Below are 17,685 nucleotides of genomic sequence, written 5' to 3' on the forward strand. Positions count from 1 at the left end.
GAATTTGACCCGGCACATGCCGGAATGGCGCTAATCCTAGGCCTGAAGAGGATTTTGCGGCCAATGCTGTTGCACGCTAACCTATGCACAAACGGCATAGTGTTTCATGTGACGCCAATTGACATTCGAGCGTGTTCCATTTTGGTGCACGCCGGGAGATGTGCTTCGTGAACCTGGAAAGCAAATGGCTGGAAGACTTCAGCGCCCTGGCCGCCACTCGCAGTTTTTCCCAAGCGGCAGAACGGCGTTTCGTCACGCAACCGGCCTTCAGTCGACGTATTCGCAGCCTCGAAGCAGCGTTGGGCCTGCAGCTGGTGAATCGTTCCCGCACACCGATTGAGCTGACCGAGGCCGGGCAGCTATTTCTCGTCACAGCGCGCACCGTTGTCGACCAGTTGAGCGAAATTTTGCGCCATTTGCACCACCTTGAAGGTGGCCAGGGCGAGGTCATCCAGGTGTCGGCGGCGCACTCCCTGGCGTCGGGGTTTTTCCCACGTTGGGTTGCCCAGTTGCGCAACGACGGGTTGAACATCGCGACCCGTCTGGTAGCCACCAACGTCGGTGATGCGGTGCATGCCCTGCGTGAGGGTGGGTGCGACCTCATGCTGGCCTTCTATGACCCCGACGCCGCGCTGCAGATGGACGCTGAGATCTTCCCGTCGCTGCACATGGGCAACACCGAAATGTTGCCGGTGTGCGCCGTCGATGCCGATGGCCAACCCTTGTTCGACCTGGAAGGCGAGGGCAGTGTGCCGCTGTTGGCCTACACCGCCGGTGCGTTCCTCGGCCGTTCGGTCAACCTGCTGCTGCGCCAACGCAACCTGCGCTATACCACCGTTTATGAAACCGCCATGGCCGACAGCCTCAAGAGCATGGCGCTGGAAGGCATGGGCATCGCCTGGGTGCCGCGCCTGTCCATGCGCGGCGAGCTGGAGCGGGGCGAGTTGGCGATCTGCGGTGGCAGCCAATGGCATGTGCCCCTGGAAATCCGCTTGTACCGCTGCGCCCTGGTGCGCAAGGCCAACGTGCGCTTGTTGTGGCGCAAGCTCGAAGGTGCGGCGGGGGTTGACCCAAAAGTCAGCCAAAGCCCCGAAAAATAAGGCCGACAGTTGGTCGCCGGGGGTGCCAGCATCGCCTTGGGTTACGGTATACTGCGCGGCCTTTCGACCGGATAGATCCGGTCCTGATCAGCAAACAAGCCACGCCGGTCGTCCCGCGTGGCTTGTTGTTTTTTGACGCGCCCAAGGGCGCACAAGCGAAGAGGCTCGACGATGAGTGCACTGGTTGGCGTGATCATGGGCTCCAAGTCCGATTGGTCCACCCTTAGCCACACCGCCGATATGCTGGAAAAACTCGGCATTCCCTACGAAGTGAAGGTGGTTTCCGCCCACCGCACCCCGGATCTGCTGTTCCAGTATGCCGAAGAGGCCGAAGGCCGTGGCATCGAGGTGATCATCGCCGGTGCCGGTGGCGCAGCCCACCTGCCAGGCATGTGCGCCGCCAAGACCCACCTGCCGGTGCTGGGCGTGCCGGTGCAGTCGTCGATGCTGTCGGGCGTCGATTCGCTGCTGTCGATCGTGCAGATGCCTGCAGGCGTTCCGGTCGCGACCCTGGCCATCGGCCGGGCTGGCGCGATCAACGCCGCACTGCTGTCGGCGAGCATCCTGGGCGCCAAGTACCCGCAGTACCACGCGGCGCTCAAGCAGTTCCGCACGGAACAGACCGACACCGTGCTGGACAATCCAGACCCGCGCCAGGCTTGAGGCTGACCCCATGAAGATCGGTGTAATCGGTGGTGGCCAGCTCGGCCGCATGCTGGCCCTGGCGGGTACTCCGCTGGGCATGAACTTCGCCTTCCTCGACCCGGCTCCAGATGCCTGCGCCGCGCCCCTGGGCGAGCACCTGCGTGCCGACTACGGTGACCAGGACCATCTGCGCCAGCTGGCTGACGAAGTCGACCTGGTAACCTTCGAGTTCGAAAGCGTCCCGGCCGAGACCGTGGCGTTCCTCTCGCAGTTCGTCCCGGTCTACCCGAGCGCCGAGGCACTGCGCATCGCCCGTGACCGGCTGTTCGAGAAGAGCATGTTCCGCGACCTGGGGATCCCCACCCCAGCCTTCGCCGACATTCTCTCCCAGGCTGACCTGGACGCGGCGGTTGCCAGCATCGGCCTGCCGGCCGTGCTCAAGACCCGTACCCTGGGCTACGACGGCAAGGGTCAGAAGGTGCTGCGCAGCCCGGAAGATGTGGTCGATACCTTCGCCGAGCTGGGCAGCGTACCGTGCCTGCTGGAAGGCTTCGTGCCGTTCACCGGCGAAGTCTCGCTGGTGGCCGTGCGTGCCCGCGACGGTGAAACCCGCTTCTATCCGTTGGTGCACAACACCCACGAGAGCGGCATCCTGCGTCTGTCGGTGGCAAGCGCAGCGCACCCGCTGCAGGCCCTGGCCGAAGACTACGTTGGGCGCGTGCTGCAGAAGCTGGACTATGTGGGTGTAATGGCCTTCGAGTTCTTCGAAGTCGACGGTGGCCTCAAGGCCAACGAAATTGCCCCCCGTGTGCACAACTCCGGGCACTGGACCATCGAAGGCGCCGAGTGCAGCCAGTTCGAGAACCACCTGCGTGCGGTTGCTGGCCTGCCGTTGGGCTCGACCGCCAAGGTCGGTGAGAGCGCCATGCTCAACTTCATCGGCGAAGTGCCGGCGGTGGACAAGGTGGTTGCCATCAATGACTGCCACTTGCATCACTACGGCAAGGCCTTCAAGGTCGGGCGCAAGGTTGGCCATGCCACCCTGCGCTGCCATGACATGGTCACCCTCGAGCGCAAGATCGCCGAGGTAGAGGCTTTGATCGCCGGCTGATCGAACTTCTGCGTGCCGCAAGCCCTCTGAAATGGCAACAAGTCAAAGCGCTGTCTAGGCTTTGGCTTGTTCCATCTTCACTGCAGAGGGATTGCCATGGGCATCATCGGGACCATTTTCATCGGCCTTATCGTCGGGCTGCTGGCGCGCTTCATCAAGCCAGGGGACGACAGCATGGGCTGGATCATGACCATTCTGCTGGGTATTGCCGGCTCCTTGATCGCCACGTATGGCGGACAGGCGCTGGGGATCTATCAGGCTGGGCAGGCCGCAGGATTCTTCGGTGCACTGGTGGGGGCCGTCGTCCTTCTGGTGATCTACGGATTCATCAAGAAACGCTGAATACTGGTTAGAATGCCCGGCAATTCATCCGAGTTGCCGAGCATTGCCATGCGTGCCTTATTCCTCATCCCTTTGCTTCTGGCCAGCACCCTGGCCCGTGCCGAGCTGCCTGAAACCGACTGGCTGGCGCTGATGCCCAAGTCGGACCAGAAGGCCCTTGAGCAGATGCCTGAAATCGACCACAACTCGCCGGAGGCCATGGGCACCTTCACCGACAAGGGCGGCCTCAAGCAGAGCAAAGGCTTGCCGGCGGTGATGTATTCGACCAAGACCGTGGCGGCGATGAACGGCAAGCAGATCCGCCTGGGCGGTTACCCGGTGCCGCTGGAGAGTGATGCCAAGGGCAACAGCACACTGTTTTTCCTGGTGCCGTACCCAGGTGCCTGCATCCACGTGCCGCCCCCACCACCGAACCAGCTGGTACTGGTGCGTTATCCGAAGGGGCTGAAGATCGACGACATCTACACGCCGCTGTGGGTCAGCGGGGCGCTGAAGGTGGAGAAGGTCAACAACGACCTGGCGGATGCGGCTTATGCGCTGGATGCGCAGAAGGTGAGGGTGGTGGAGGACGCTGACCTCTGAGTGGGTCTGTGCCGGCCTCTTCGCGGGGCAAGCCCGCTCCCACAGGTCCTGTAATGCTCGGGACCTATGATGATCCTGTGGGAGCGGGCTTGCCCCGCGAAGAGGCCGGCAAAGTCACTGCAAGGCTCAGATCACTTCACTGCCGATACTCCCACAGATCTGAGCATTGCGTAGTCACTGTGGGAGCGGGCTTGCCCCGCGAAGAGGCCGGCAAAGTCACCGTAAGGCTCAGATCACTTCACTGCCGATACTGACACTCAGCGAGCAAGTCGCCCCAGGCCTCAGCTCCACCACGTCATCCCACACATTCGCGGTCTCGATGCAGAGCATCCGCTGCCAGCCGTCATCCGCCATGTCCGGCAACTCCTTGGCCAGCTCGGTCCAAGGGTTCCAGATCACCGCCGAGCGCGACCCACTGCTGGTCAAGGTAATCCGCCGCGCCCAATGCGGGTCGACAATGCTCAGGGTTTGCGGGGTAGCAAGGTAGATCCGGTCGGTCTCCCCGGCAAATTCCAGTGCCCCTTTCTGCTTGCGCTGTTCCCAGTCGGCCAGGGTCTCGATGTAGCTCAACCCGTCCACACCCTCGACCCGCGCCTGGCGCACATCGCTGACAGCAAAATAACTGTGCAGGGCCTGGCTGATGGTCACGTTGTCGCTGCCCAGGTTGTAGCTGGTCAGCGTCACCTTCAGCTGTTCGCCCAACTCGATCAGCAGCTTCAGCTCGACCTCATGCGGCCAGCCGGGCAAGTCACCTTGAGCCGCGGGCAGCTCGAACTCGATCTGAATGGCATCGCCAACCTGTTCGGCCCCGTTCAACTGCCAGTCGCAGCCACGCACCAGCCCATGAGCGGGCGCTTGTTCACCGTGGTACATGGCCTGCACGGCCTCGGGGTTACGCTGCAGATTGCCAAACCACGGCCAGCACACCGGTACCCCGGCGCGCACGGATTTACCCTGGCGGAAAATGGCTTGATCGCTCAGCCACAACAGCGGCGGCTCACCCACACGCTGGTAGCTGAGGATCTGCGCGCCCTGTTGGGCGATCAGTAGTTCGGCATGCTCGCTGGTGATGCGCCAGCAGTTGAGTTCGCCGTGTTGCTCGGTGTCGACCTTGAAGGTAGCCATTGCGTTCGTCTCATTGATTGCCTATGGGCCTTGGACCCGGGCACATGCAATGAGTTTACCGCTGGCGAGGCCTAGCGACGAGGCACGGAGCGGGTGCGGCCACTGCCATCGATGGCAACGAAGACGAAGACCGCTTCGGTCACCTTGCGCCATTCGCTGGACAGCGGATCGTCGCTCCAGACTTCGACCATCATCTGAATCGAGCTACGGCCGATTTCCAGGGTTTGGGTATAGAACGAAAGCTGTGCGCCCACGGCTACCGGGACCAGAAAGGCCATGCGATCGATGGCTACCGTGGCCACTCGCCCGCCCGCGACACGGCTGGCCATGGCGGTACCGGCCAGGTCCATCTGGGCGACCAGCCAGCCGCCAAAAATGTCACCAAAACCATTGGTCTCACGAGGGAGTGCGGTGATCTGCAAGGCCAGGTCGCCTTGCGGGATTGGATCTTCTTGTTCGAGCTCAATCATGCGATGGGGCCTCTGACCCGTGACGCTTTCGTTGGTGTGGCGCAAAGGCCGGGTAAACGATTCAGCTGGAAACATACTACGCCGATTTCGTTTCACTGGGCGGCCGTAGGGAAACTCTGCGAAACCGCCTGACATGCAGACCGGCGTTTTCGCACAACATCCCACGCTAGGAGCAACCTTTTCCTACGAATGCTCAGTATATAGAGCATAACGGCCAGCGACGACCGCGCTTTCATGAATATCTGTATGGTTTTTGTATCGCTTTCGGCGTGGCTCGGCAATTTGCTATCTTCGCTCGTCTACCAATCCAGAAGTCGCACGCCAAGCGGCCTGCATGACCTACAAGAGAAAGACCGATGACCTCCGTGCCGAGCAGTATCGAGCAGCCTTCGCGGCCGCTGACCCGCAGCGACTACAAGACTCTTTCACTGTCCGCGCTGGGCGGTGCCCTGGAGTTCTACGACTTCATCATCTTCGTGTTCTTCGCCACGGTGGTCGGCAAGCTGTTTTTCCCGGCCGACATGCCTGAATGGCTGCGCCTGATGCAAACCTTCGGCATCTTCGCCGCCGGCTACCTGGCGCGGCCGCTGGGCGGCATCGTCATGGCGCACTTCGGCGACCTGCTTGGGCGCAAGAAGATGTTCACCCTGAGCATCTTCATGATGGCGCTGCCGACCTTGATCATGGGCCTGCTGCCGACCTACGCGCAGATTGGCCTGTGGGCGCCTGTGCTGCTGTTGCTGATGCGCGTGATCCAGGGCGCGGCGATTGGTGGTGAGGTGCCGGGTGCCTGGGTGTTCGTCTCCGAGCACGTACCGGCGCGCAACACGGGCTACGCCTGCGGCACCCTGACTGCTGGCCTGACCTCGGGCATTTTGCTCGGGTCGCTGGTGGCGACCCTGATCAACAGCGTTTATACCCCCGGCGAAGTTGCCGATTACGCCTGGCGTATCCCGTTCTTGCTGGGCGGTGTGTTCGGCTTGTTCTCGGTCTACCTGCGCCGCTGGTTGCACGAAACCCCGGTGTTCGCCGAGATGCAGCAACGCAAGGCCCTGGCCGAAGAGTTGCCGCTGCGTGCGGTGCTGCGTGACCACCGTGGCGCGATCGTCCTGTCGATGCTGCTGACCTGGCTGCTGTCGGCCGGCATCGTGGTGGTGATCCTGATGACCCCGGCGCTGTTGCAGAGCTTCTACCAGATCAGCCCGACCGACTCGCTCAAGGCCAACAGCCTCGCCATCGTCCTGCTCAGCTTCGGCTGCATCGTTGCGGGCAGCCTGGCCGACCGCTTTGGCGCCGGGCGCGTGTTCATCGTCGGCAGCCTGCTGCTGCTGGCCAGCTCCTGGACCTTCTACCACAGCCTGCCGACCCGCCCCGACCTGCTGTTTCCGCTGTATGCGCTGACCGGTTTGTGCGTGGGTATCGTCGGTGCCGTGCCTTATGTGATGGTCAAGGCGTTCCCGCCGGTGGTGCGCTTCAGCGGCCTATCGTTCTCCTACAACCTGGCTTACGCCATCTTCGGCGGGTTGACGCCGATGGTGGTGACCGCACTGCTGAAGGTCAGCCCGATGGCGCCGGCTTATTATGTGGCGGGGCTGTGTGCCGTCGGTCTGCTCGTGGGCCTTTATCTGTTCGCCAAGAAGCGCTGATCGGCTGGCTTCAATTGGCGCCTCGCGGGCGTGCCTGCGAAGAGCCTGACCTATTAACCCACGCCTCTGCAACATCTTGAAAAGGCCATCCCGGGCGACCGGTGATGGCCTTTCATCCAATTGTCACATTGAAGTCATATCGTATTCATGCGGCCTGCAGATACTTGGGCCCGATCCATCCAACACCCCAAATATTCCTGCTAGGAGCAAGGCATGAAACTGAAGCGTTTGATGGCGGCCCTTACCTTTGCCGCCGCTGGCGTTGCCACCGCCAATGCGGTAGCCGCTGTCGACCCAGCAATCCCGACCTACACCAAGACCACCGGTGTTTCGGGCAACCTCTCCAGCGTCGGTTCGGACACCCTCGCCAACCTGATGACTCTGTGGGCCGAGGCCTACAAGAAGGAATATCCGAACGTAAACATCCAGATCCAGGCCGCCGGCTCCTCCACCGCGCCACCCGCGCTGACCGAAGGCACCGCCAACCTGGGCCCGATGAGCCGCAAGATGAAGGACGTCGAGCTGCAGGCCTTCGAGCAGAAGTACGGCTACAAGCCGACTGCCATCCCGGTCGCCGTTGACGCCCTGGCTGTATTCGTCCACAAGGACAACCCGATCAAGGGCCTGACCATGGCTCAGGTCGATGCGATCTTCTCGTCCACTCGCCTGTGCGGCGCCAAGGCCGATGTCAAAACCTGGGGCGACCTGGGGGTGACCGGCGACCTGGCCAACAAGCCAGTGCAGCTGTTCGGCCGTAACTCGGTATCGGGCACCTACGGCTACTTCAAGGAAGAAGCCCTGTGCAAAGGCGACTTCAAGCCTAATGTCAACGAACAGCCTGGCTCGGCTTCGGTCGTGCAGTCGATCAGCTCCTCGCTGAACGGCATCGGCTACTCGGGCATCGGCTACAAGACCGCCAGCGTCAAGACCGTACCCCTGGCCAAGAAAGACGGCGGCGAGTTCATCGAAGACAACGAAGAAAACGCCCTGAACGGCAAGTACCCGCTGTCCCGCTTCCTGTACGTCTACGTCAACAAAGCCCCGAACAAGCCTCTGGCCCCGCTGGACGCCGAGTTCATCAAGCTGGTGCTGTCGCAAGCTGGCCAGCAGGTCGTGGTGAAGGATGGCTACATCCCGCTGCCGGCCAAAGTGGTCGACAAGACCCTGGCTGACCTGGGCCTGTCCCACGCCGGTAACGTCGCAAAGAAGTAAGTAACTGAGGAAGCGGCCGGTGCCGATGCCCCGGCCTCTTCCACGAATTCTCAGTCCGAAGCCAGGAGCCCTGAGCGTCGGGCTTTCTTGCGTCACTGCATTGTCATGTTTTTGTCATACGGGACCGCTAGGGTGTGCGCATGAATGATCTGGCCAACTCCACCATGACCCAAAATTCCCAACCCGTGCGGATTGATTTCAATACGCCCGAGTTGCAACGCAAGCGCCGCATACGTGCGCTCAAGGACCGCCTGACCCGCTGGTATGTACTGGTGGGCGGGCTTGCCGTATTGGCGGCAATTACCCTGATTTTCTTCTACCTGGCCTACGTGGTGGTGCCGCTGTTCCAGGGCGCCGAGCTGACCAGCAAGAAGGCCCTGCAGCCAACCTGGCTGCAACAGGATGCCGGCAAGCCGCTGATGATCGCGCTTGAAGAGCAAAACCTGGTGGGCATGCGGGTTTCCGACAAGGGGCAGGCACTGTTCTTCGACACCAAGACCGGTGCCGAGCTGCAGCGCGTCGACCTGCCGCTGCCGGCCGGTACCCAGGTAAGTTCGATCAGCACCGATCAGCCGGGTAGCCCGCTGGTTGTGCTGGGTCTGTCCAACGGTCAGGCGTTGGTGTTCCACCACACCTACAAGATCACCTACCCGGACAACAAGAAGACCATCACCCCAGGCATCGACTACCCCTACGGCAAGGACGCGTTCGTGCTTGACGACCAGGGTCGCGCCCTGGAGCACGTGAGTGTCAACGTCAACGGCGAAACCCTGCTGCTGGCGGGTTCCACCGGTTCGCACCTGCAGGTCACCCAGTTGACCCGCGAAGAGAACATGATGACCGGCGAGGTCACCAGCGAGCAGAACCGTATCGACCTGCCGCAGATGACCGAGCCGGTCAAGGCCATCTATGTCGACCCGCGTCAGCAATGGCTGTACGTGGTCAACGGCCGTGCCACCGCCGACGTCTTCAACCTGCGTGACAAAAGCCTCAACGGCCGCTACAAGCTGCTGGAAGATGGCAATGCCGAGATCACTGCCAGCGGCCAGCTGGTTGGCGGTATCTCGCTGATCTTCGGTGACTCCAAAGGTGGCTTGAACCAGTGGTTCATGGCCCGTGATCCCGATGGCGAGTCGCGTTTCAAGTTGATCCGCAGCTTCCAGATGGCCAATGCGCCGATCGTCCAGATCGATGCCGAAGAGCGCCGCAAGGGCTTCATCGCCCTGGACGCCGAAGGCAAGCTTGGTGTGTTCCACAGCACCGCGCACCGCACCCTGTTGGTCGAGCCGGCTGCAGAAGGCGCTGGCATCCTGGCCCTGTCGCCGCGAGCCAACCGCATCATCATCGAAGAAGGCGGCAAGCTGTTGCCGCTGAGCCTGAAGAACCCGCACCCGGAAGTCTCCTTCAGCGCGCTGTGGGGCAAGGTCTGGTACGAGAACTATGACGAGCCCAAGTACGTCTGGCAGTCGACCGCTTCCAACACCGACTTCGAGCCCAAGCTGAGCCTGTCGCCGCTGACCTTCGGTACCCTCAAGGCTGCGTTCTACGCGATGATCCTGGCAGCCCCACTGGCCATTGCCGCCGCCATCTACACCGCCTACTTCATGGCCCCTGGCATGCGCCGCAAGGTCAAGCCGGTGATCGAATTGATGGAAGCGATGCCGACGGTGATCCTCGGCTTCTTCGCCGGCCTGTTCCTGGCGCCGTACCTGGAAGGCCACCTGCCCGGTGTGTTCAGCCTGTTCCTGCTGATGCCGTTTGGCATTTTGCTGGCTGGCTTCGTCTGGAGCCGCCTCCCGGAGTCGATCCGCCTGCGCGTGCCGGATGGCTGGGAAGCGGCGATCCTGATCCCGGTGATCCTGTTCACCGGCTGGTTCGCCCTGACCATGAGCCCTTACCTGGAAACCTGGTTCTTCGGCGGCGACATGCGCCTGTGGATCTCCAATGACCTGGGCATCACCTACGACCAGCGCAACGCTCTGGTAGTCGGTATCGCCATGGGTTTTGCGGTCATCCCGAACATCTACTCGATTGCCGAAGACGCCGTGTTCAGCGTGCCGCGCAGCCTGACCCTGGGCTCCCTGGCCCTGGGTGCAACGCCGTGGCAGACCCTGACCCGCGTGGTCATCCTCACCGCCAGCCCCGGTATCTTCTCGGCGCTGATGATCGGCATGGGCCGAGCGGTGGGCGAGACCATGATCGTGCTCATGGCCACCGGCAACACCCCGGTGATGGAGATGAACCTGTTCGAAGGCATGCGCACCCTGGCCGCCAACGTGGCGGTGGAGATGCCGGAGTCGGAAGTCGGTGGCAGCCACTATCGCGTGCTGTTCCTGGCGGCTCTCGTACTGCTGATGTTCACCTTCATCATGAACACCTTGGCCGAGCTGATTCGCCAGCGTCTGCGCAAGAAATACTCGTCGCTTTGATAGAAAGGTAGAGATCCGTGAAAAAGGATTCCCTCAAAGGCTGGTTCAAGAGCGGCGCCCCAGGTGTCTGGATCAGCGGTGGCGCGGTTGCCATGGCGGTGATCATGACCATCGGTCTGCTGTCGGTCATCGCCGTTCGCGGCCTGGGCCACTTCTGGCCGGCCGACCTGGTCCAGGCCACCTACAAGGTGCCGGGCCAGGCTGATCACATCGTCGTCGGCGAAGTGGTGCAAAAAGAAGAAGTGCCCCGTGCCCGCCTCAAAGGTGCCGGCTTGCCGGTACCTGAGCAAGGCCCGGAGTTCATGACCCGTGAGCTGATCAAGGTCGGTAACCGCGACCTCAACGGCAGCGACTTCACCTGGGTAGTGGGCGACTGGCTGGTCGACGAACAACGCCCGGCCGACCTGATGGCGCTGGAGCGCCGCGAGTGGGGCAACTTCTACGGCTACCTGGTCAGCGTCAAGGAAGAAGGCCGCGTGGTTGCCGAAGGCCCTGCCGCCTGGAACGAACTGCAGGCCCGCCTCAAGCGCGCCAACCAGCTCAACGGAGAGCTGCAGCAACTTGAGAAGAAAGACATCGGCGCCATCAACCATGGCCTTGAGCGCCTGCGTCTGCACAGCCGCAAGCTGGAACTGAACGGCAAGCTCGACGCCGCCGCCCAGGCCGACATGGACGCCGAACGGGCCGAGTTGAACAGCCGTTACAAAGCCATCGAAGATCGCCTCAGCGGCCTGCATCAGGCGTTCTCCCGCGACAGCCTGGTGGCCCGCGACGGCAATGGCCGCGAAGTGGAGATCAACCTGAGCAAGGTGGTGCACGCCATCCAGCCGAACGGCATGTCCGGCTTGACCAAGATGGGCACCTACTTCGCCAAGGTCTGGGAGTTCCTCAGCGACGACCCGCGTGAAGCCAACACCGAGGGCGGTATTTTCCCGGCTATCTTCGGTACCGTGATGATGACCCTGATCATGGCCGTGATCGTGACCCCGTTCGGCGTGCTGGCTGCAGTCTACCTGCGCGAATACGCCAAACAGGGCCCGGTGACCCGCCTGATCCGCATCGCGGTGAACAACCTGGCGGGTGTACCGGCGATCGTCTACGGCGTATTTGGCCTGGGCTTCTTCGTTTATGTACTGGGCGGCTCGATCGACCGGTTGTTCTTCCCCGAGTCACTGCCGGCACCGACCCTGGGTACCCCGGGCCTGCTGTGGGCCTCGCTGACCCTGGCGCTGCTGGCAGTGCCGGTGGTGATCGTGGCCACCGAAGAAGGCCTGGCGCGTATTCCACGCACCGTGCGTGAGGGCTCCCTGGCCCTGGGCGCGACCAAGGCCGAGACCCTGTGGAAGATTGTTTTGCCGATGGCCAGCCCGGCCATGATGACCGGCATGATCCTCGCCGTGGCCCGCGCCGCGGGTGAAGTGGCGCCGCTGATGCTGGTGGGTGTGGTGAAGCTGGCACCGTCGTTGCCACTCGATGGCAACTACCCGTACCTGCACCTGGACCAGAAGATCATGCACCTGGGCTTCCACATCTATGATGTCGGCTTCCAGAGCCCTAACGTCGAGGCCGCGCGGCCGCTGGTGTACGCCACCGCGCTGCTGCTGGTGCTGGTGATCGCCACCCTCAACCTCTCGGCGGTGTGGATCCGTAACCACCTGCGCGAGAAGTACAAGGCCCTCGACCACTGATCCTGATGACAAGCGTGCCGCCTGCCAGCCGGGCGGCCCTTTGAAACGAATTGATAGCGTATGGAGTTGACCATGCAGCACGAATCCCATACCCACGGCATCGACATGGCTGCCCTGGGCCGCGACAAGCAGAGCCTGCGCCTGGCCGAAGAGACCGTCGCCATTGAAGTACCGGGCCTGAGCCTGTTCTACGGCGACAAGCAAGCCTTGTTCGACGTCAGCATGAATATCCCCAAGCAGCGCGTGACCGCCTTCATCGGCCCGTCCGGCTGCGGCAAGTCGACCCTGCTGCGTACCTTCAACCGCATGAACGACCTGGTTGACGGTTGCCGCGTCGATGGCGCCATCAACCTGTATGGCACCAACATCTACCGCAAGGGCGAGGACGTGGCCGAGCTGCGCCGTCGCGTGGGCATGGTGTTCCAGAAGCCGAACCCGTTCCCCAAGACCATTTACGAGAACGTCGTCTACGGCCTGCGCATTCAGGGCATCAACAAAAAGCGCACCCTCGACGAAGCGGTCGAATGGGCACTGAAGGGCGCGGCCCTGTGGGACGAGGTCAAAGACCGCCTGCACGATTCGGCCCTGGGCCTGTCCGGTGGCCAGCAGCAGCGTCTGGTGATTGCCCGTACCATCGCCGTGGAGCCAGAAGTATTGCTGCTCGACGAACCGTGCTCGGCACTGGACCCGATCTCGACGCTGAAGGTCGAAGAGCTGATCTACGAATTGAAATCCAAGTACACCATCGTCATCGTGACCCACAACATGCAACAGGCGGCGCGCGTCTCGGACTACACCGCGTTCATGTACATGGGCAAACTGGTCGAATTCGGGGATACCGATACCCTGTTCACCAACCCGGCGAAGAAGCAGACCGAAGATTACATCACCGGTCGCTATGGCTAGTCGGTCTGCCAGCCGCAGGCCCGGGGCCAAGGGATAACACGAACGACTTGAAGCTTGCGGCTTGAGGCTTGCAGCTTTTTCGCGGAGCGAAACGATGATCAACAAAGAAAGCCTTACGCATCACATCTCCCAGCAGTTCAACGCCGAGCTCGAAGAGGTGCGCAGCCACCTCCTGGCCATGGGCGGTTTGGTCGAGAAACAGGTCAACGACGCGGTTACCGCGCTGATCGAGGCCGACTCGGGCCTGGCCCAGCAAGTGCGCGAGGTCGATGAGCAGATCAACCAGATGGAGCGCAACATCGACGAGGAATGCGTACGCATCCTCGCCCGCCGCCAGCCAGCGGCGTCCGACCTGCGGCTGATCATCAGCATCTCCAAGTCGGTGATCGACCTGGAGCGCATCGGCGACGAGTCGACCAAGATCGCCCGCCGTGCCATCCAGCTGTGCGAAGAAGGCGAGTCGCCACGCGGCTATGTCGAAGTGCGCCACATCGGCGACCAGGTGCGCAACATGGTCCGTGATGCGCTGGACGCCTTTGCCCGCTTCGATGCCGACCTGGCGCTGTCGGTGGCGCAGTACGACAAGACCATCGACCGCGAGTACAAGACCGCCCTGCGCGAGCTGGTGACCTACATGATGGAAGACCCGCGTTCGATCTCGCGGGTGTTGAGCGTCATCTGGGCCCTGCGTTCGCTGGAGCGTATCGGTGACCACGCGCGCAACATTTCCGAGCTGGTGATCTACCTGGTGCGCGGCACCGACGTGCGCCACCTGGGCCTCAAGCGCATGAAAGAAGAAGTGCAGGGCACCGCCGGCATCGATGCTGAAACCGCTAATGTTCCGGCTGAACCGGACGATAAATAGTACTGCTCCCGAGCATCAACGCCCGGCCTAGGCCGGGCGTTTTCGTTTGCGGTCGAGCAGCCACCAGGCACCCGCGAACGGTGTGAAGAAGTCCCGCTACACGCGCAGTTATGGCAAGTAGCCATTACTTGCCGGTAGGCTAGTCGGGATTCAAGAGGAGTATCGATGAGTAAAGTCAATGTACTGGTCGTGGATGACGCCCCGTTCATCCGTGATCTGGTCAGGAAGTGCCTGCGCAATGCCTTTCCGGGCATGGTCATCGACGATGCGGTCAACGGTCGCAAGGCCATGGCCATGTTGGGCAAGGAGCCGTTCGATCTGGTCCTGTGCGACTGGGAAATGCCGGAGATGTCGGGCCTGGAGCTGCTCAGTTGGTGCCGTCAGCAGCCTGCGCTGAAGAGCCTGCAGTTCATCATGGTGACCAGCCGTGGCGACAAGGAGAACGTGATCCAGGCCATCCAGGCCGGTGTTTCCGACTTCGTCGGCAAGCCGTTCACCAATGAGCAGCTGTTGACCAAGGTGAAGAAGGCCCTGACCAAGATCGGCAAGCTCGACAGCCTGATGGCCACTGGGCCTGCGCGGGTGAACTCGGCGTTTGCCAACGATTCGCTGAGTGCGCTGACTGGCGGCAAGCCTGAAGCCGCCAAGGTCGCGGCGCCCGCTGCCGCGCCGGTCAAGCCGTTGCTCAATGCCCCGGTACCGCCCGCTGCCGCCCCCTCGGGCCGTGGCCAAGGCCAGTTGCGCCTGTCCAGCGGGCCACAGCCTTGCGTGATCAAGGCGTTGAGCCTGAAGGAAGCGTTGCTGGTGGTCCGTCGCAGTGAGGCGTTGCCGCAAGTGCTGGAGGGCGCGGTGCTGGACCTGGAGCAAGGCGAAAACGCCGAAGTCGCGCGCCTGAACGGTTACTTGCATGCCGTTGCGGCGCTGGAGCCCAAGCCAGACAGCGACTGGCTGCAACTGACGTTCAAGTTCGTCGATCAGGATGCGCAGAAGCTCGACTACCTGTCGCGGCTGATTGCCCGCGGCACGGCGCAGAAACACTTCACACCTGGCGCCTGATAGTCAGCCAGGCGCGGTTCCTGTAGAAGCAGCACAAGGCTGCTTCTACTGGATGCGTACTCACCATCCGACCAACTGTCATATCTCCCGCTAAACCGGCTGCTAGGCTTCGACAGATCATAACTGTCAAAAAGCCACTATCATGCCCGCCCGCCTGCTGCTGTTTTGTGCATTGCTCATGGCCTCGGCGTCGAGCCTGGGCGTGACCCTCTACAAGATCACCGATGCCTCCGGGGTGGTCTCTTATTCCGATCGGCCAGGCCCAGGCGCCAAGCCCTTGGTGTTGCGCGAGCCGATGGTCGAGCAGCAGGATGGCCAGGTGCGCCTGAACGCGAAGACCTTCGACGGTGGTGTGAGCTTCTCTGCACGCAATGAGCTGCACGTGGCGGTGGAAGTCGAGTTGCACCTGGACAAGCTGATCAACGCGCAGGGCGGCGATGCGCCGCGTATCGTGCGCAGATTGCTGCCGGCGCATTCAACGCAAATGCTCAGCGTGCTCAGGGGCAGGCCCGGCACCATGCTTGGTTACCGCTCGACGCTGCTGCAAGCCATGGGTGATCCAGGGCAGCGGCCGCTGGGTTTTCGCTACGCCTTCCCGTGGCTTGGCGGGCCGTTTCGGGTGAGCCAGGGGCCCAATGGCCGCTTCAGCCATTTTGGCCCCAAAGGGCGCTACGCCATGGATATCGCCATGCCCGAAGGCACGACCATCATCGCGGCACGCGAAGGCGTGGTGGTGAGGGCAGAGAACAACCAGACCGGGCGCGGCAGCAACCCATCGGGCAATTTCGTCAGGATTTTGCACGCGGACGGCACCATGGGCGTGTATCTGCACCTGATGCGCGGTTCGGTGGTGGTGGGCGAGGGGCAACGCGTGAAGCAGGGGCAGGTGTTGGCCAAGTCGGGCAACACCGGCAACAGCAGCGGGCCGCACCTGCATTTTGTGGTGCAGCGCAACGTGGGGTTGGCGCTGGAGTCGATTCCGTATCAATTCGACCGGCCGATCAGCGGGCTGCCTGACTTTACCGCAGGCAACCCCTGAACGATGGGGCACAGGGTCAATCCAGCTTCAGCACCTTGGCCAGCACGATCTTCGGCCCTTTCATCTTCTTGATGATGATGCGCAGGCCGTCGACTTCCAGCACTTCCTCTTCCTCAGGGACGCGCTTGAGCGTTTCATAGACCAACCCAGCCAGGGTTTCTGCCTCGATGTGGTCCAGGTCGATACCCAGCAGGCGCTCGACCTTGAACAGCGGCGTGTCGCCGCGCACCAGCAGCTTGCCCGGCTGGTAGGCGAGGATGCCACGCTCGGTCTTGCGGTGTTCATCCTGGATGTCGCCGACCAGCACTTCCAGCACGTCTTCCATGGTCAGGTAGCCGATCACCTTGCCATCAGCTTCCTCGACCAGCACGAAATGCGCGCCGCCCTTGCGGAACTGCTCAAGCAATTGCGACAGCGGCATATGCCGGGAAACCCGCTCCAACGGCCGGGCCAGGTCTTCGAGGTCGATGGTCTCGGGCAGGTGGTCGAGTTCGGCCAGCTCCAGCAACAAGTCCTTGATGTGCAGCAAGCCGGTGAACTCTTCGCGCTCGGCGTCGTAGACCGGGTAACGGCTGAACTTGTGGCGGCGCAGCAGTGCCAGGATCTGCTTTAGCGGGGCGTGCGCGTCGATGCTGACCATGTCCTCGCGGGAGTTGGCCCAGTCGACCACTTCCAGCTCGCCCATCTCCACCGCCGAGGCCAGCACGCGCATGCCCTGGTCGCTCGGGTCCTGGCCGCGGCTGGAGTGCAGGATCAGCTTGAGCTCTTCGCGGCTGTAGTGATGCTCGTGGTGCGGGCCAGGCTCGCCCTGGCCGGCAATGCGCAGGATGGTGTTGGCGCTGGCATTGAGCAGGTAGATGGCCGGGTACATCGCCCAGTAGAACAGGTACAGCGGCACTGCGGTCCACAGCGACAGCAGCTCGGGTTTGCGGATCGCCCACGACTTGGGTGCCAGCTCACCGACCACGATGTGCAGGTAAGAGATGACGAAGAAGGCGACGAAGAACGAAATGCCTTTGATCAGCTCCGGCGTGTCCACGCCCATATAGGCCAGCAGCGGCTCCAGCAGGTGGGCGAAGGCCGGCTCACCGACCCAGCCCAGGCCCAGGGAGGCGAGGGTGATGCCCAGCTGGCAGGCGGACAGGTAGGCGTCGAGCTGGTTGTGCACCTTGCGCAGGATGCTGCCACGCCAGCCGTGCAGTTCGGCGATGGAGTCGACGCGGGTTGAGCGCAGCTTGACCATGGCGAACTCGGCGGCAACGAAGAAGCCGTTGAGCAGCACCAGGAGCAAGGCAAAGATGATCATGCCGAAATCGGCGAATAACGAGGTGAGGCTGATACCAGGGGAAGGGTCCATGATGGATTTTTTACGGGGTCCGTCTTTGAGAAATGGAGAAAAAAAGTGCCAGCACAGGCTGGCACAGGGGATCCAATGTAGCGGTTGAAGCTGCAAAAGCAAAGGGTGATGG

Annotated in this window: 16 protein-coding genes; 13 read left to right on the top strand and 3 right to left on the bottom strand. The window is 62.3% G+C overall.

Translation table 11 applies throughout. From position 1 onward, the window contains the following. Positions 1-167 precede the first annotated feature (167 nt). The 5 genes from OGV19_RS24215 to OGV19_RS24235 all read left to right on the top strand — a co-directional run bounded on the left by OGV19_RS24215 (position 168) and on the right by OGV19_RS24235 (position 3,780). Positions 168-1,100 carry a LysR substrate-binding domain-containing protein gene (locus OGV19_RS24215; protein WP_264310981.1) on the top strand — a complete coding sequence of 311 codons (933 nt, stop codon included), beginning with the start codon at positions 168-170 and terminating at the stop codon, positions 1,098-1,100. Positions 1,101-1,271: 171 nt separating this feature from the next. Next, entirely contained in the window at positions 1,272-1,763 is a 492-nt protein-coding gene (purE, locus tag OGV19_RS24220) for a 5-(carboxyamino)imidazole ribonucleotide mutase (RefSeq protein WP_016489856.1), read from the top strand. Between the two features lie 10 nt (positions 1,764-1,773). Next, positions 1,774-2,856, top strand: a complete 1,083-nt coding sequence (locus OGV19_RS24225; RefSeq protein ID WP_264310982.1) for a 5-(carboxyamino)imidazole ribonucleotide synthase — start codon at positions 1,774-1,776, stop codon at positions 2,854-2,856. 96 nt (positions 2,857-2,952) lie between these two features. Beyond that, positions 2,953-3,198, top strand: coding sequence for a GlsB/YeaQ/YmgE family stress response membrane protein (locus OGV19_RS24230; protein WP_264310983.1), 246 nt, complete (start codon positions 2,953-2,955; stop codon positions 3,196-3,198). Positions 3,199-3,210: 12 nt separating this feature from the next. Next, the gene (locus tag OGV19_RS24235) at positions 3,211-3,780 is read left to right on the top strand and encodes a DUF3299 domain-containing protein (RefSeq protein ID WP_264310984.1); all 570 of its coding nucleotides are present in this window, start codon (positions 3,211-3,213) and stop codon (positions 3,778-3,780) included. A 228-nt stretch (positions 3,781-4,008) separates the two neighbouring features. Here OGV19_RS24235 and OGV19_RS24240 read toward each other — a convergent pair whose 3' ends face one another. After that, positions 4,009-4,905, bottom strand: a complete 897-nt coding sequence (locus OGV19_RS24240) for a D-hexose-6-phosphate mutarotase (protein WP_264310985.1) — start codon at positions 4,903-4,905, stop codon at positions 4,009-4,011. Between the two features lie 71 nt (positions 4,906-4,976). Further along, positions 4,977-5,375 (bottom strand): acyl-CoA thioesterase, encoded by a 399-nt coding sequence (locus OGV19_RS24245; RefSeq protein ID WP_003253317.1) that lies wholly within the window; start codon positions 5,373-5,375, stop codon positions 4,977-4,979. A gap of 356 nt (positions 5,376-5,731) precedes the next feature. Between OGV19_RS24245 and OGV19_RS24250 the strand changes: the two genes are divergently transcribed. The 8 genes from OGV19_RS24250 (at position 5,732) to OGV19_RS24285 (ending at position 16,216) form a co-directional block, all read left to right on the top strand. Further along, positions 5,732-7,021 carry an MFS transporter gene (locus OGV19_RS24250; RefSeq protein ID WP_264310986.1) on the top strand — a complete coding sequence of 430 codons (1,290 nt, stop codon included), beginning with the start codon at positions 5,732-5,734 and terminating at the stop codon, positions 7,019-7,021. Between the two features lie 213 nt (positions 7,022-7,234). Next, the gene (locus OGV19_RS24255; RefSeq protein ID WP_264310987.1) at positions 7,235-8,233 is read left to right on the top strand and encodes a phosphate ABC transporter substrate-binding protein PstS; all 999 of its coding nucleotides are present in this window, start codon (positions 7,235-7,237) and stop codon (positions 8,231-8,233) included. Between the two features lie 140 nt (positions 8,234-8,373). Continuing rightward, positions 8,374-10,662: an ABC transporter permease family protein gene (locus OGV19_RS24260; protein WP_264310988.1), complete on the top strand. Its 2,289-nt coding sequence runs from the start codon at positions 8,374-8,376 to the stop codon at positions 10,660-10,662. A gap of 17 nt (positions 10,663-10,679) precedes the next feature. Beyond that, entirely contained in the window at positions 10,680-12,350 is a 1,671-nt protein-coding gene (gene pstA / locus OGV19_RS24265; RefSeq protein ID WP_264310989.1) for a phosphate ABC transporter permease PstA, read from the top strand. Between the two features lie 72 nt (positions 12,351-12,422). Then, a complete protein-coding gene (gene pstB / locus OGV19_RS24270; protein ID WP_264310990.1) occupies positions 12,423-13,256 on the top strand; it encodes a phosphate ABC transporter ATP-binding protein PstB in 834 nt (277 codons plus the stop codon). Between the two features lie 94 nt (positions 13,257-13,350). Then, a complete protein-coding gene (phoU, locus tag OGV19_RS24275) occupies positions 13,351-14,121 on the top strand; it encodes a phosphate signaling complex protein PhoU (protein WP_264310991.1) in 771 nt (256 codons plus the stop codon). A 165-nt stretch (positions 14,122-14,286) separates the two neighbouring features. Beyond that, complete coding sequence (locus OGV19_RS24280; protein ID WP_264310992.1) at positions 14,287-15,177, top strand: response regulator; 891 nt, start codon at positions 14,287-14,289, stop codon at positions 15,175-15,177. Positions 15,178-15,319: 142 nt separating this feature from the next. Next, a complete protein-coding gene (locus OGV19_RS24285; protein WP_264310993.1) occupies positions 15,320-16,216 on the top strand; it encodes a M23 family metallopeptidase in 897 nt (298 codons plus the stop codon). A 16-nt stretch (positions 16,217-16,232) separates the two neighbouring features. Here OGV19_RS24285 and OGV19_RS24290 read toward each other — a convergent pair whose 3' ends face one another. Further along, on the bottom strand, positions 16,233-17,573 hold the full coding sequence (locus tag OGV19_RS24290; protein ID WP_264310994.1) for a hemolysin family protein: 1,341 nt from the start codon (positions 17,571-17,573) through the stop codon (positions 16,233-16,235). Between the last annotated feature and the right edge of the window lie 112 nt (positions 17,574-17,685).

Origin of the sequence: Pseudomonas putida, assembly GCF_025905425.1 — a bacterium.
GTDB lineage: Bacteria > Pseudomonadota > Gammaproteobacteria > Pseudomonadales > Pseudomonadaceae > Aquipseudomonas > Aquipseudomonas putida_AF.